Origin of the sequence: Flavobacterium sp. DSR3-2, assembly GCF_049896525.1 — a bacterium.
Taxonomy (GTDB): domain Bacteria; phylum Bacteroidota; class Bacteroidia; order Flavobacteriales; family Flavobacteriaceae; genus Flavobacterium.
This window is the reverse complement of sequence record NZ_JAFCUM010000002.1, coordinates 271584-288662: the sequence shown is the minus strand read 5'-3', so window position 1 is coordinate 288662 and position 17079 is coordinate 271584. Positions and strand designations below refer to the sequence as shown.

General features: G+C 30.6%; 9 protein-coding genes. 3 read left to right on the top strand and 6 right to left on the bottom strand.

What is annotated here, in order from left to right; all coding sequences use genetic code 11:
* Nucleotides 1–15: 15 nt before the first annotated feature.
* A complete protein-coding gene (dnaG, locus tag ACP7AV_RS04790; RefSeq protein ID WP_426090979.1) occupies nucleotides 16–1998 on the bottom strand; it encodes a DNA primase in 1983 nt (660 codons plus the stop codon).
* Between the two features lie 645 nt (nucleotides 1999–2643).
* Between dnaG and ACP7AV_RS04785 the strand changes: the two genes are divergently transcribed.
* Nucleotides 2644–5859: a PAS domain S-box protein gene (locus ACP7AV_RS04785; protein WP_426090978.1), complete on the top strand. Its 3216-nt coding sequence runs from the start codon at nucleotides 2644–2646 to the stop codon at nucleotides 5857–5859.
* A gap of 1627 nt (nucleotides 5860–7486) precedes the next feature.
* On the opposite strand, the gene ACP7AV_RS04780 is transcribed toward ACP7AV_RS04785, so the two are convergent.
* Complete coding sequence (locus tag ACP7AV_RS04780) at nucleotides 7487–8266, bottom strand: response regulator transcription factor (protein WP_426064189.1); 780 nt, start codon at nucleotides 8264–8266, stop codon at nucleotides 7487–7489.
* Between the two features lie 672 nt (nucleotides 8267–8938).
* On the opposite strand from ACP7AV_RS04780, the gene ACP7AV_RS04775 reads away from it, so the two are divergent.
* Together ACP7AV_RS04775 and ACP7AV_RS04770 are read left to right on the top strand one after the other, a co-directional pair.
* A complete protein-coding gene (locus tag ACP7AV_RS04775; RefSeq protein WP_426090977.1) occupies nucleotides 8939–10906 on the top strand; it encodes a PAS domain S-box protein in 1968 nt (655 codons plus the stop codon).
* 7 nt (nucleotides 10907–10913) lie between these two features.
* Nucleotides 10914–11981 carry an ATP-binding response regulator gene (locus ACP7AV_RS04770; RefSeq protein ID WP_426090976.1) on the top strand — a complete coding sequence of 356 codons (1068 nt, stop codon included), beginning with the start codon at nucleotides 10914–10916 and terminating at the stop codon, nucleotides 11979–11981.
* Nucleotides 11982–12885: 904 nt separating this feature from the next.
* Here ACP7AV_RS04770 and ACP7AV_RS04765 read toward each other — a convergent pair.
* The 4 genes from ACP7AV_RS04765 to ACP7AV_RS04750 all read right to left on the bottom strand — a co-directional run bounded on the left by ACP7AV_RS04765 (nucleotide 12886) and on the right by ACP7AV_RS04750 (nucleotide 16974).
* Nucleotides 12886–14481 carry a coiled-coil domain-containing protein gene (locus ACP7AV_RS04765; protein ID WP_426090975.1) on the bottom strand — a complete coding sequence of 532 codons (1596 nt, stop codon included), beginning with the start codon at nucleotides 14479–14481 and terminating at the stop codon, nucleotides 12886–12888.
* A gap of 34 nt (nucleotides 14482–14515) precedes the next feature.
* Nucleotides 14516–15241 carry a hypothetical protein gene (locus tag ACP7AV_RS04760; protein ID WP_426090974.1) on the bottom strand — a complete coding sequence of 242 codons (726 nt, stop codon included), beginning with the start codon at nucleotides 15239–15241 and terminating at the stop codon, nucleotides 14516–14518.
* Complete coding sequence (locus tag ACP7AV_RS04755) at nucleotides 15222–15782, bottom strand: RNA polymerase sigma factor (RefSeq protein ID WP_426090973.1); 561 nt, start codon at nucleotides 15780–15782, stop codon at nucleotides 15222–15224. Before ACP7AV_RS04755 ends, ACP7AV_RS04760 begins: the two co-directional genes overlap by 20 nt.
* Before the next feature lie 214 nt (nucleotides 15783–15996).
* Nucleotides 15997–16974, bottom strand: a complete 978-nt coding sequence (locus tag ACP7AV_RS04750; RefSeq protein WP_426090972.1) for a polyprenyl synthetase family protein — start codon at nucleotides 16972–16974, stop codon at nucleotides 15997–15999.
* Nucleotides 16975–17079: the final 105 nt, after the last annotated feature.

Genomic DNA, 17079 nt, shown 5'->3' with positions numbered 1-17079 from the left:
AAAAATCATATTCCTTCAATGATAACGCACCACAACTCTCCCTAATTTTTTTGAAAATTTCCCTCTTAATTCAATATAATTCATCACTAAAGAAAGTGACTCCGTATTATTCGAATCTGGATCATTTGAGACAGAATTTTTTAGCCCTTCGATAATTTCACTGAGTAAAAACCATCTTAAAGTAAGTAATGTATCAGAGACATCCTGATTTAGCATTTCTTCTTTAGTTTTAGGAAAAATATTTTGACCTACCCAATTATGCAATATATTTTTCTCATCCTCCATTATTATGTTAGTCACTTCAACTGGGATACCTGACTGAAAATGATTTATATATTTCTCAAGTCCAGAATCCTCATTCTGCAAATAATAATCTATCAAATTTTTATAAATCTCCCTAAATATAGGACTGGCAAATTCGACTTCATCATCTTGCAAACTCAAATAAATTTTCTGAAAAACTTTCAATTCTCTAATTTCAGTAACATCTACTATTTCTCCTTCATCATTTGACTTTAATAGAACTTCTTCAAAATTTTCAGTTTTATTACCGTAAAGCAAAAGAATTTCAATTATTTTACGTTCAAATCCATATAAAGAATCGACTTTATCGGTCTCAACTCCGTCTTCATTTTTAACATAGTCAAAAGCATTCTGCAACTCTTTTTGCTTTTGTTTTTTTCCAACTTCAGCAACATCTTTTTGAACTAATTGCGCCAAGGTACTTTGTAAAACCTGCTCCGAAATATCCATAATTCGGGAACATTCCTGAATATAAATTTCACGTTGAATCCTGTCTGGAATTTTTGAAATACTTACGACCATATCCCTAATTAAGTCGGCTTTTTTGATAGGATCATTCTTGGCTTCATTCATCAAAAGCGATGCTTTGAACTGAATAAAATCCTTAGCATTATTTTCGAGATATAAAACTAAATCATCATAGGATGTTTTTTTGGCAAAGCTGTCCGGATCTTCACCATCAGGAAAAGTACAGACTTTTACATTCATACCTTCTTCAAGAATCAAATCAATTCCTCGAACTGATGCTCGTAAACCGGCTGCATCCCCGTCAAAAAGCACCGTTATATTTTTAGTCAATCTATTAATTAATCGGATTTGGTCAGGCGTCAATGCAGTTCCAGATGAAGCTACAACGTTCTCAATCCCAGATTGATTGAATTGAATTACATCCGTATATCCTTCAACAAGATAACAATTATTTAATTTCGCAATGGATTGTTTGGCTTGAAAAATACCATACAACACTTTGCTTTTGTGGTAAATTTCACTTTCAGGGGAATTCAGGTATTTTGCCGCTTTTTTATCATTTGTAAGAATACGACCTCCAAAACCAAGAACTCGTCCTGACATGCTTTCTATAGGAAACATCACACGGCCTTTAAACCTATCAAATGGCCTGTCATCTCTAGGAATTGTAAGTCCCGTACTTTCCAGAAACTCTAATTTATATCCTTTGCCTAAAGCTTCTTTGGTAAAAGCATCCCAACTTTCAGGCGAATATCCTAAACTAAATTTCTTGATAGTCTCATTCGTAAATCCTCTTTCTTTAAAATAAGAATACCCAATTGCTTTCCCTTCTTCCGAATTTAAAAGGGTGTTATTAAAATAGGTTTTTGCAAATTCCGATACCAAATACATACTTTCCCGAACATCCGTAAGCGCTTTTTCTTGATCGGTTTGCTCCGTTTCTTCAATTTCAATATTGTATTTTTTAGCTAAGTACCGAATGGCTTCCGGGTACGTAAAATGAGAATGCTCCATTAGGAAAGCCACGGAATTTCCACCTTTTCCAGAACTAAAATCTTTCCAAATCCCTTTAGCCGGCGAAACCATAAACGAGGGAGAACGCTCTTCAGAAAAAGGGCTCAAACCCTTCCAGTTACTTCCTGCACGTTTTAAGTTTACAAAATCACCAATAACCTCCTCTACTCGAGCAGTTTCGAAAACAATATCAATAGTAGCTTTTGAAATCAAATTATTTATTTTTAAAATCCAAAGTTACAAAGTTTAATCAAACTTATTATTCATTAAATAATTAAAACACAATAAAAAAGACAATAATTCAAACTAAAGATTTTAAAATTACAAGTCTAATATCCCAAAAAATAACTGCAAATTATCCTCGTTTTTCTTAAATTTTTAATTAATATTTGATACATTTTTGTTTACAATAAAATAAGAGTTATTTTGCACTTCTAAGTCTAATTAAGCGTTCCATTTATTCTATTATAAGCTGTTAATGTATAAAAATCACGTCCTTTAATTTTAAATAAAAACCCATCCATTTTGTTTAACAATAAAAATTTGCATCAAGAATTCAGTACTATCCTATCCCATACCGCGGAACTTTGTAAAGTTCCATATATAGCTATCATACTGACTAAAACTGATACACCATTTTTTATTGCTAAAAAAGGGTTAGATTATTCATTTAATATCCCTGAAGGGTTGTCGATTTATAATGATCAAATAATCAAAAAAAACACGATCTGTATTTTTCCCGATATAAATAAAAATCCCCTTCATAAATCAATTAAAAATACTATTTTTAATGACTTGTCTTTCTTGGCCGGATTTCCCATATCAATTAATAACAATTGTATAGGAATACTTTACATCATGGATTCGACTCCTAAAAAACTATCCGAGACAGAATTAAAGACATTAGATTATTCCGTTTCACAAATTCAAGCTACTTTCAAATTATGGCAAAAAATTTATATTCTGGAAACGGAAATTAATGCGGAAAAAACTCAATTTCAATCCTTTATCGACAATTCAAAAGAGATTTTTTTCGAACTGAATTCTGACGGAATAATCACTTATGTTTCTACAAACTGGACAACTCTTTTAGGACATCAAACTCACGAGGTAATTGGTAAAAAAAACCTTTTATTCTTGCACCCAGATGACTTAGAAATGGTTACTACTTTTTTCATTACAAGTGATTTCGGAGAAATATTAAACGAAATCACCTATCGAATTTTACATAAAAATGGATACTATGTGTGGCATGTATTTAGCATAAAAGCATCTATAAAGGAAGGAGAGAAAATTTATAGAGGAAATTGTAGAGATATAACAGAATATAGTGAAGCATTACAAAAAATTGTATTACAAAAGGACTTTTATGAAAAAATATTAGACAGACTTCCTACGGATGTTGCTGTTTTTGATAGTGATTATAGATACACATATTTAAATCCAGCAGCCATTAAAAATAATGAATTAAGAAAATTCATTTTAGGGAAAAATGATTTTGAATACGCAAAACATACTGGCAGGGATGATACTTTTGCAAAAATGAGACGTATCAAGTTTTTACAAGCCGTAGAATCTAAGCGTTTAATTGAATGGGAGGACACCATTGAGAGTTTGAATGGTAAACAAGCAATTTATACACGAAAATTAACTCCTGTTTTTCGCGACGATGGATCCCTTGAAATGATGGTAGGTTTTGGCGTTGACATTACTGAGAACAAGAAGATTCAAGAAGAAATCCTGCAAAGCAGACAACTTACTCAAAGTATTCTTCAGAACGTAGCTGTTGGTATTTTAGTTCAGGGACCCCAATCTGAAATACTGAAAAACAACAAAGCTGCATGCGAAATGCTCGGTCTTAACGAAGATCAATTGCTTGGCAAAACCTGTTTTGATGCTCCGCGGAAAGTAATTCATCTAGATGGATCAACTTTCCTAGCTGATAATCATCCTGTAGCACAGGCGATACAACATTTAAAACCAATAAATAATATTGTTATGGGTGTTCATCGCCCCCTCCATAACGACCTAATTTGGTTATTAGTTAACGCTATTCCCGTCTTTGGAGACTCAAATGAATTACTTTATGTAATAAGCTCCTTCAATGATATTACAGCACTTAAAAATGCTGAGGAAGCATTAATCATCAGCAATGAACGTTTTGCTTATTCTAGTAAAGCTACTTCGGATGCGCTTTGGGATTGGAACATAATTACTGATGAAATTTATGTTGGGGGGAGCTATTGCGATCTTTTTGGACATCAATTTGAGAACAATATTATAAAAAGACAAGAATACGAAAATTTTATTCATTCAGAAGACAAAGTATCCTATCTCGAATCGCTTACTGAAGCCTTAAATAGTAATACGCACAAATGCTCGTTTGAATACCGCTATTTAAAATCCGATTGTACGTATGCCTCTATAAGTGACAAAGTAGTAATCGTTCGAAATGAAGAAGGGATAGCCATTCGCATTATTGGTGCCATGAAAGATATCACAGAAGAAAAAAAGCTAAAAAATGAATTACAACAAAGCGAAGAACAATTTAAAGGAGCATTTCAGCATTCGGCCGTAGGAATGGCTATTGTAGATATTGATGGCTATTGGATTGAGGTGAATGATCGCTTGTGTGAAATGTTGGGATATTCTAAAGAAGAGTTTAAAACATTTACTTGTCAAGAAATTACTTATTTTGAAGATATAGCCCAAGATTTAGCAAATAAGGAAAAATTAGTTTTAGGAAAAGCTTCTAATTTCAATATAGAAAAAAGGTACATTCATAAAAACAAATCATTAGTTTGGGTGCATTTTTCCGTTTCTTTGGTAAGAAATAATATTGGAGAAATTCAGCATTATATTCCACAAATTGTTAATATTACCGAAAGAAAAAAAATTGAAGAGGAAAACAAATTATTAACCGATGAAAACAATAAAAACAAAACTATTCAGCTTAACGAAGCTAAAAGTATGTATCGCTTATTAGCTGACAATACAGTCGATTTGGTCTGTTTACATAACTTAAACACCATTTTTGAATACATTTCACCCTCCATAAAAAAACTCTTAGGCTATACCCCTGAAGAGCTTTTAGGCAAATCTGCTTTAGATTATGTTCATCCCGATAATTTAAAAGAACTGTTAGAAAAATTTTATAACTTCATTGAAAAGAAAGATGATGAATCTGTACAATGTAGATTTTTAACCAAAAAAGGTGATTATAAATGGCTCGAAACCAAAGCTAGCATGCTCACTGACAATGGCTTGACTATAGGATTTCAATCTAGTAGTCGCGATATTACTCAACAAAAAGAAGCAGAAGAAATAATCGTAAATACTTTGACAAGAGAACGAGAACTAAATGAATTACGAACTAATTTAGTAGCCACAATATCACATGAGTTTCGAACGCCAATGACCACTATAAGAACTAGCGCCGAATTAATCACAATGTATTTAGAAAACAATAATCCCTCTAATGATAATCGTCTAAAAAAACGAGTTACAATAATCACAGAAGAAATCGATCGAATAGTTGACTTAATGAATACCGTATTAATAATTTCTAAAGAGGATGCAGGAAAAACGGAGTTGAACCCAATCCATTTTGATTTAAAGCAAGTTTGTCAAAACATAATTAACGTCAATTATTCGGACCAAAAAGACGGACGAAAAGTAAAAATTTTAAATCAAGGAGAATCTTTTACTATTCTTGCTGATAAAAACCTAATGGAATACTCGCTGTTTAATATACTTGATAACGCGTTCAAATATTCTGTCGGATGTGGTGATGTTGTACTTAATATTTTCACTTCAGAAGACACTATTAAATTAGAAATTATCGATGATGGTATCGGAATTCCAAAAGCCGATCAACATAAACTTTTCAACAGCTTTTTTAGGGCGTCCAACACCACTGGAATTCAAGGAACAGGCTTGGGACTCTCTATTGTTAAAACGTTTACAGAAAAAAATTCAGGAACTATAAAAGTAGAAAGTTCAGTTGATGAGGGAACAAAGGTAACGTTACAATTTCCGTTACACAAAAACAAAAGTAAAAAAACCATAAATTAACGGTTTTGAATGGTCTAAATAATTCATAAGACAAAAAAATAATCTTCTTAGTTTATATAAACTTAATTACTGTGTTTACAAACCTTGTAATTCCTACCACGACAGCTTACAATAATCAACCAAATCTTAATTATAAAATTTATCACTTACAACAAATTTTAAGCAAGCTGTCAGGTAAGAAATGCATTGTTGTGCACAAATATATTAAGCAATATGTGTTTTCCCTTTTTTTGACAGATCTGTTAAAAAGAAAGAAGTAAAATTTAAAATTTTACGTTACTGTTACTGTAAAAATGTTTATCGCCAAGTATAAAAAAATAATGCAAAAATTAATCGTGTTTTTCACAACAAAAAAACGACAACGCGCATGATAAATTTTTAAGCTTTTATCGTTGTCTTTATCCTATATTTTTTTATTGTGCTTACAATACTATCTAAATTAAGACTCAAATTATTTCAGGCAAAAAGAATAAATTGTTTTATATTTTACCTTTAATTAACTAGAATCTAAGTTCATTGAGGTATAAAAACTTATTATTGCAAAGACACACTGATAGTTAAGGAAAGTACTATAACGCTTTCAGAAAAGTCGTCTTAGAGTGTTGACTGGAATCGTTTGGCAAACTAATCACAGGCGAAAAACTATCGACTAACATTTTCGCAAAGCTAAGATTAGTTTTCCCAACAGCTATTTCATTATAATTACAATTGTTCACATTTATAAGCAATTTACAGGGATATCTTTTAATGGTAAATGAGACTAATATTGGGATAAGTCCAATAGTTATATCTAGCAAAATACAATCAAAATTGAGATACGATGACACAATTATGTACAATGCATAAAATAATACTAAAAGGGTAATATTTAAACGAAAGCTTCTGTATTTGATCAGCCTTATATTTGATATTTGACTTAAGTTTATTATGGTATACTTGTTTCGAAAAATAAGTTTTGATTCTGAAACAAGGTATAGCGGATTCTCTTGTACCACATTTTGACTTCTCTTTAGATTTGTATTATCGTTCATCATCTTAACTTTTTTTAAAAACATCGTTAATTACCGTTTCATAATTTTTGTCTCAAACCAGAGAGCAACTGTTGCTAATAAAAATTTAGCTATGTAGTATGTACCGTCAATTTATTCGCCTTCAATCACTGAAACTTACAGAAGTCCAAATTATTACCGACGGTAAAATAGATCCCTAAAAAAACAATTGGAAACTTTCTTGCGCTTTTCAATCACTTACTATATTATAATTTGACAACAGTAATTCTAATATTACCAAAAACAACGCGATATCAAGCGCGAGAATTCTTACTTAACATTTTTTTGTTTCAGCTTTCATTCCATTGTCGTAAAATGACCCAAGGTCTAAATAATTCCACAAATCTTCGGATTGGACTGATTTTCATTTTTTAATAATTTCAGTTTAAACAATCCTATTTTCACTGAGCAGGTAAAACTAATTTACCATCCGCGATAACATGTAGATATTCCTTTTACGTTACAATAATTTATCAATAATTTAAAAGCATAAAAAACACTTTGAAAAAAAGTGTTAAATATATATGCTTTTGTAGATTGTATTAGTATTGATGTATATCCAGTACTCCGGTTCAATCTTATACTAGATGCTGTTTTTCAATTATGATTGTTTTAATATAGTCTCTGGGCGTTACTTTTAGGTAAGCTCTGAAACTAGTGGTGAAATAAGAAAAAGAGTTAAATCCTGTTTCCTCAACTAAATACTGTATATTTCTCTCTCCTAAGTCAATCAGATATACAGCATAATCAAGTTTAAACTCCCGAATATACTGACTGATATTTTTATTAGTCAATTTTCTTACTCTTTTATCTAATGTTGACTTACTAATAAACAGTTGATTAGATAGCTCGTTGATATTAATTTTTGATTTTACGTTTTTTGTAATTATCTCATTAAGAGTTGTTAAAAAATCCTTTGTAGACAGTTTAACAGTTACTTTTGAAAACGGATCAGGAGAATATTTTTTCTCTATATTTTTTTTTAGTTCAACAACATTTCTAATTTTATAGATCAGCTCCTGAACTTTAAAGGGTTTAGTGATAAAATCATTGACTCCATTTTCCAATTGCTTAAACTTAATATTATCATCTATATTTGCGGTGATAACAATAAACGGTATAGTTTTAAACTTACGGTTTTTTCTGATTTTTAAAAACAGTTCCTCACCATCTATAATTGGCATCATTAAATCACTTATGATAACATCAGGGATGTTATTTTTAAAATAAAGTAAAGCATTAGCTCCATCTTTAAGCCAATTTACTTCAAAATCACTCAAAACCAGAAGTTCTAACATTGCTTCCCCCAAAGCGAGGTCATCCTCAATTAACGCAATCTTTGTTTTTAAATTTATCACTAAGTAAAATTAGTTAATTAAATTTTAAGTTATTCGTTTTTTACTTTAACTTATAAGTAGTTAAATCATTTCTCCGTTACCTTTTCTATATTTTCGTTGCTCATTGATAATGATATTTTTGTAGCGTCAAACAAATTCTTTAATATAAATTGTACTGACCTCACTGCCACCGGACAAAAGCATCTATTTAATATTTTTAATAAAGTCATTTTAGCTCTTTTTAAAAGACCATTCCGATGTAAACTGCTAACAAAAAAAATCATTGAAAAGTGATACTGCGAGTTTGGCATCGAGCTCTTTTTTTGCTTTGAAGCCCTTTTCAGAGCAAAATCAAAAGGTAATTCATTTTATAACGGATCATTGAATACTAATTGATAGAAAGCGTAACAGAATGGTTTTGAATTAAAAGAAAAAATATAATCTAAGACAACAGAAACGCTGCCGACAACAATTTAATAATGAATTAAATTTTATCCTAAAGAACTATTATTAAATATGCAATATTCCATTTTTAACAATAATATTAATAACACTTATAATTCACTAAATTAATCTACATAGCGTAAAATAAACAACCATTATAATGATAAAACCAAAAATAATACCCAATTTATATACTGAAAACAGCAAGTGAAGAGTCTATTGCGGTGTATTTCAAAAGCCAACAATCATTTGTTAAAAGAGACAAATATAAATGATGCACTTAACTTTTGTATCAGTGGTATTGGAGCTGAACAAGATATTGACAGGTGTTATATTTTTATTAATAAAATTATCAACGGTAACCTGAAACTTTATTATCAATATGAATGGTGTAATACTAATATTGAACCTTATCTCGGGAATCCCGCTTTAAGCGGATTATCGTATGACGAATTTCCAGGACTTTACGATTCATTATCTCTCGATGAGCCAATTTTTGGAGTAGTCAGAGATAGTGATAATACTTTATTCAAAGCTACAATGGAAATGCAAGGTATCCAATCTTACCTTTTCACTCCCATATTTTCTAACAATGATTTCTGGGGCTGGATAGGATATGATGACTGCAAAAACAAAAGACAATGGACTGAAGAAGAAGTTTATGCTCTTCATACTATTGCCAAAAACATAGGTCTTCGCCTGAATCAAGATGCAACCGCTTCGAAGTTAAAAACAAACATTGAAAAATTTGATTTTTACATGTCAAATTCTAATCAAGCTATGTGGGAATTAGACCTTGCTACCAATATTGGTTCTATATCTAATAATTGGCCGAGTATATTAGGGTATACAAATGACGAGATTTTAGATGCTTATGATTTATTCTTCGAAAATTCCCATCCTGATGAGATCGATAAAATTTCAAGTGAAATAAATAATTACATCATTGGTAAATCTAAAAATTATGGTGGTGTTAGAAGAATATTACACAAAAAAGGTCATTATGTTACAGTAAAATATTTTGGCATGATTAAAAAAGATAAAGATCAAATACCTGTAAAAATTATAGGAACGTATATTGATATCAGTGAACTGACAGATAAAGAATACCAACTAAAATTATCTGAAGAAAAATTTAGATTTATAGCTGAAAATTCTAATGATTTAATTTGTCAACATGACTTAGCCGGCAATTTTACTTATCTATCGCCTTCTTCTTGTGAAATCCTTGGGTATAAACCACAAGAATTATTGAGCAAATCTCCTTGCAATTTTATAATGAAGAAAGATTTAAAATCTATTCAAAAATATTACGAAAAGATCATTCAGAACGAACTAATTGGCGAAATATCGATTCGATTCAAAAATAAAAAAGATTGCTACATTTGGCTAGAATTGTCAACTAAAGTCATTATAACAGCAAGCAATGAAGTTGTTGGATTTCAAACCTCTTCTAGAGATATAAGTGAAAGAGTAAAAAATGAACGAATCATGAAAGTAGCATTCATTAAGGAAAAAAAACTTAACGAATTGAAGTCTCAATTTGTATCCATGGCTTCACATCAATTTAGAACACCATTAGCGGTTATTTATTCTAATTCAGAACTTCTCGATATAAAACTTAAACACTTAAGTACTACTATTATTGACGATTTTGGTGCAATAACAAAAAGAATAAAAAGTGAAGTAGATAGAATGACACTACTTATGAATAATATTTTGATTTTTGGACAATATGAATCAAGAAATATCGAAAAAGAAATTCAACCTCTAAACTTTGAACAATTCTTAAGTACACTAATTTTAACTTATTTTGATAATGAAAGATGCGGTCGCAAAATTAATATGGAAATAACTGGTAGTGCGAAAATATTTTACTCAGACGAGACTTTGTTAACTCATATACTAACAAACTTAATAAGCAATGCATTTAAATATTCTGCAGGCAAAGCAAATCCACAACTGAAAATTAACTATTTAGAAAAAGAAATTGAAATTCAAGTTACAGACTATGGTATCGGAATTCCCAAAAAAGAAATGCAAAATCTTTTTACATCCTTTTTCAGAGCTTCAAACACCACTACAATTATAGGCTCTGGTCTAGGATTAGTGATTGTAAAACAATTCACAGAATTTCTCGAAGGCAAAATCGAACTGCAAAGCCAAGAAAACCTTGGAACACAAATTATATTACTATTCCCTTATGCACAAAAATAAAATTCTCTTGGTTGATGACGAATTAAACCTAAGAGAGACCATTAGTGAACTTCTTCTCTATCAAGACTACGATGTAAAAACGGCCAAAAATGGTCAAGAAGCTCTCGATATATTAGAGTACTGGGACCCCGACTTAATTTTATGTGATATCATGATGCCAGTTATGGATGGCAATGCCTTACATGAAATTATTAAAGATATTCCTTCTTTAAACACTATTCCCTTTATTTTTTTGACAGCCAAAAAAGAAACCAATCTCATGCGCAAATGCTTAATACAAGGGGCAGATGACTTCTTGCATAAACCATTTAAAATAAAAGAACTAACAACCGTGATTGAATCAAAAATCAACAGATTTGAGAAAATAAAAAACACGAGCAATAATCTATATCCTGGAAAAAGAAATTCATTTCTACATGAAATAAACACTCCGCTTAATGGAATTTTAGGTTCTATTGAACTACTAACTGGATATAAAGAACATCTGAACAAAAAAGAGGTTATGGAACTAAACAATGCCATAAAAGTTTCAGGAGAACGGCTGTATCGAACATTAACAAATGTACTTCTTTATCAAAATATTAAAAATAACTTAATTGAATTTAATGATAATTCTACTTGTGAAATCTTCAATACATTTCTACATACAAAAGAAAAAATATTTAAAATTCATGAAGGTCAGGAGAAAAGAATCACGTTCGAAATTGATAAAGCAACAATAAAAGTTAGTCAAAAACATTTACAATTTATATTTTATGAATTAATTGACAACGCATTAAAATTCTCATCTGATAATAAAATCATAATTGTTTCTGGAGAACAACATAATGATGAATATTATGAATTAGTGATTAGAGACTTTGGGATTGGTTTAAGTAAGCAGGAATTAAGCCGAATAGGCGCAGCGCAGCAATTTAATCGTGAAGAAAATGAGCATCAAGGATTAGGTCTGGGACTTTTTTTAAGTAGAATTATTGTTAAGAAATCAGATGGTATCTTTTCTATCGTCTCAAAAGTAAATGAAGGTACTAGAATAAAAATATTACTTCCTTTACATCAAAAAAACTCTAATTAATTTCAGGAAATGTTTAAAACTAACAAGTCTGAAATCTTTAAAAAATATAGGATATTAATCGTTATTTTGTTTTTTACATTGATACAAAATAAAGCTTACAGTGTAAATTGAAACACTTTTTTTAGAATTAAATTAGTTGACGGCACAATAGATTCGGATAATCATTCTTTCAAATGGCCCTTTGTAATATAACTCAAAACTTATTTGTTTTATTATCACCCAAAAATGATGAAATAATGAGATAAAAAGCTTCTACTTTAAATAAAAAACAATATATATAGCGAAAATATTTACCGAAAATACCTAAAGTAAAATTGTATCACAACTTAAAATATGAAGTCATTGTACTACCTAAATTATTAAGCAAATTCTCTTAATATTTCCCTTATAGTTGCACTAGAAATTTTAAAAACTAAAGTCAATGCGAATATTATAATAACATCCAACGTTTTTATTTATAATTTAAAAATCAATGAACAATAATATTTTTAAATTTTATATCAATTTATTAAAAGTGGTCTGGAATTTTTCGAAGATTATTTTAAAGTACGTATTTCAGGAAAAAAATGGGATCTTCAATATGTAATTACAATCCGAAATTTTCGAGATGGATCTACCACTAAAAAAGTTTTTCCTATAATGAATAAAAAAGGCCCCGATGTAAACAAAAGAAATAAAACGAGTCTGGAACAAGGTATATTTCCTAGTAAAAAACTGTACCAAAATTTGAAGTGAAATTTGAAATTAAAATAAGAAAAACCAAGGCACTACAATCACTTTAATTTCTCCGATACACAATTCGCTGGCAGATTATTTGCAAAATGGCTAATGCTTGAGTACCTAAAACAAAAAAAAGCACTTCTTTCAAAGTGCTTTATAAGTATAAAACGAACTAAAACAATTTCTAATTGAAATCAAAACGCAGTCCTAACGAAACGTTGTTTTGCTTTACCAAATTCTCTTTAAACAAAGGATTCAAATCATATTTCAAGTACAAACTGGTCGATCTATATCCAATATAAGAACTCAAACCATAAATAAAATTACTGGCATTAAAATCCCCTTTAGTTCTTTCAGTAGCTTTCAAATCATTGTCATCATACTTTATAATTTGCTTTGACTTCAAATTGATTCCTGCATAACCACCGATACCAAAACGAACACTTTGATGCGTTCTGAAAAATGGTATATTGTCTTTCATTTTTTTACCCGAAAAATCAAACTCTAAATGAATTGGCGCCACTAAATATACATTTCTGAAACGAGAATCTGTAATATCAATAGAATTAATAACCAGATTAGTCTCTTTCCCATTGATTACAAAACTACGATTATCAGTAGGACGAAGATTATTGTACATTAGGGACAAGCCATATTTAGCATGAAGTAAATTGTTGTTTTTTGCGATTCTGCTATTATAAGAAACGCCTATTTCAGAAAAATCAGAACCTAAATACCTGAAATCTGATTTTTCGACACTTTTATTAGTCACCACATTATTCAATCCTGTAGCAAAAACTACCTGACTTGTAGTTCGTTTTGATTGTCGGTCTTCTTTGTCTCTTTGGCCGTTGTAAACTTTCATGGATGTAATATTGATTTCTCTTTTATTCTTCCCAATGGAATCAGTACTACTTCCTATAATGAAACTTGTACTACCACTACTATTTCCATTTTCTTCATCAAACTTTCCATCAACTTTATCTTGAATTAATTGATTTAATTTTCCCTCTTCAATAGCGACTTTTGTTTCAATATTAGCGGCGCGTTCTTCCGCTTTTTTCAATTTGAGTTCTTCTACTTTTTCTTTAGAAATTATTCCTTTTGCAACTTCTTTATCTAAAGCATCTATTTCAGTTTTTAAAGCATTTTTCTGAGTGTCCGTTATTGTTTTAATTTGATTGGCAATTGCTTTTGCTTGGGTCTCAAATGGAATTGATTTATGATCTCTTCCTTTAGTAAATCCCGTTTCAGGTGTAGTTTCATCAACTAGTTCTAAAACAATATCTTTAAACCAAACCTGACCTGTTTCATCTAATAAAACTCCGTATGAAACAGAAGTTGCATCTGCTGGTACGTGCAATACAATTTCATATTTAGCCCAATCTTTTGTGCCTTTTATGGGATTTTTGCGCATGTTATCAAAAGCCAAAACAGCCACATCATAGTAATCCACACGCATCCATAAACCAGCCCAAGATTTAATATTTTCACATTTTAAATATCCTGACATTTTTACCGTTTTCCCTAAGTATAAGTCTGGTTTTATTGTTTTCATGATTGTACCAAAACCATTGATTTTGTTTTTAATCGATTTAATGGTTAAAATATTTTCTTCTTTGAATTCGGGGTTCTTTTCAAAACTCCTTTCATAATTTGGTGACGCAGGTTCCCAATAAGTCCAGTCTAGAATATTTTTATAATTGCCTTTTTCTTGCGCATTTACTTTTGTTAAAAAGGCAGATAAAAGTAGTACTGTGATTAAAATAATTTTCCGCATAATTTTCGTTTTTTGATTGATGATTGATTTATATTTATTCTTCGTAATTTCTATTGACTAAAACTGTTTTTATGGCATTAAAATTTTTGTTGAATTTGTCCAATGCTGATTCCCTAAAAGATTGATTTAATTCTGTTTCAGCATTTGACAATAAACTGTTTGGATTTATTGAAATAGCTTTTCTAGTTTTTTCAATTGATCTATCGGCAACTTTTGGTTCAAATTTAGTATTGCTAACTTCTGCCAATAATTTTTCTGCTGAAACGTATCTATTGCCTCTTGTTGATGGAAAATTCTTGTTTTCAGAAGTATTAACTATGTCGTTATTCTCTTTTGTTGGATTGATGATTGAAACCTCCTCCTCTTTAGTATTAAGTTGTTTTGGAGACTTTTTTAAAATAGTATTGTTGGCAACAACTTCATGTTCCTGCACTGTTGTTTTTTTAATTTGGCCAGGCAAAACTGCTTCATTGATTATTTCTGGCTCATTTAAATTCCTGACCTCTTTTTTTTGTTCCAAAACTACCCGAGTATCCGTACTTATTTTTACAGTTTCAGAATTATTAAAAAAAACTGCTCCTATCAATAAAAATCCAACAAAACTTGCCGCCATAAACAACCAATGAAATTTCGCTTTTGGTTTTTCAGCCACCGTAAGCAGCTCATCCAGTTTACTCCAAGCCATTTCTGATGGTTTGATTTCCCTAGAATTTAATTGCTCCTTGAACTGTGTTTCTAAATTATTCAGTTCCATACTCATAATTTTTCATTTTACTAATCTGCCCTTGCAGCATTTTCCTTGCATGTGATAATTGCGATTTGGATGTTCCTTCCTTAATCCCCAACATAGTTGCAATTTCGTGATGTTTGTATCCCTCAATAGCATATAAATTAAAAACCATTTTATAGCCATCCGGCAAACTATCAATCATAAATTGAATATCGTCTATTGAAAATTGGCTTTCGATGTTGTTGCAGCTTTCTTCAAAATCGGTTTCATCTTCACTATATTTCAGTTTTTTTTCAACTCGGATAAAAGAAATACATTCATTTACCATGATTCTCCTAATCCAACCTTCGAAACTTCCTTTAAACTGAAAATTCTTCAAATTCGTAAACGCTTTCATAAAAGCTGTAATCATGATATCTTCGGCCTGATGAATGTCTTTTATGTATTGGCGGCAAACGCTTAACATTTTTGGAGAAAATTGGGTATAAATCTGCTGTTGCGCCTGTCGATTGTTTTCGACAGCCAACTGGATTAATTCATTTTCCCCGTGATGTAAGTTGATTACTTTCATAAATAATTTCAATGGCAAAAATCAATTTCAATTTCAATATCTCTCATTGCTATTGCAATAGATTCTTGAAATTGAACCTCATCTCTATTAACATAGACGATTGACAATGCAAAAAGGTTGCATCTGATCTATAAATTTTTTTGATTTTAAAGTTGGAATATAAAAAAAGTCAATGAAAGCCATCGGTAACGAGAGAAAATATTCTAAAAAAAAATTACTTTTTTCTTTCAATGACGTAATTAACCATCAAAATTAATGCGTCTTTAAACTCTGAATTTGGATAATTATCCAGCAATAAAAGTGCTTCTTGCTGAAATTCAACCATTTTTTGTTCCGCATAAAGCAAACCCTTATTGTTTTTTACAAAAGCAATAACTTCTTTGACGCGTTTTTTATCTTTATTATGGTTTTTAATGGAATTGATAAGCCATGTTTTCTCTTTTGAAGTACATGTATTCAAAACATAAATGAGCGGTAAAGTCATCTTTTGTTCTTTGATATCAATTCCTGTTGGTTTACCAATAGCTTCATCGGTGTAATCGAATAAATCATCTTTTATCTGGAAAGCCATGCCAATGAGTTCTCCAAATTTCCGCATGTTTTCTACCTGAATTTCATCCTCGATAACGGATCTTGCCCCTAGAGCACAACAAGCAGCAATAAGTGTCGCTGTCTTTTGTCGAATAATTTCATAATAAATATCCTCTGTGATGTCAAGTCTTCTTGCTTTTTCAATTTGAAGTAATTCGCCTTCGCTCATTTCACGAACCGCGACAGAAATAATTCGAAGCAAATCGAAATCTCCATTATCGATAGAAAGTAATAATCCCTTGGACAATAAATAATCACCAACCAAAACAGCAATTTTATTTTTCCAAAGTGCATTAAGGGAGAAAAAACCTCTTCTGCGATTACTGTCATCTACAACATCATCGTGAACTAATGTGGCGGTATGAATCAGCTCGATAACGCAAGCTCCACGATAGGTCCTTTCATTTACTATTCCAGCCGAAACCATTTTAGCAGTCAGAAAAACGAACATCGGACGCATTTGTTTTCCTTTTCTGTTGACGATATAATATGTAATTCTATTTAACAAAGCCACTTGTGAAGTCATCGATTCGTAGAACTTTTTTTCAAAAAGTTCCATTTCGTCAAAGATGGGCTGTTTTATTTGTGAAGTAATATTCATTTGAGTTCAAATATACTGCTTTCCAAATAAAAAAACAGCAACTATTTGACAGCATTCGCTTTTAAAATTTTTAGTTACAAATTACTTAAATTGACCCAAATTCTA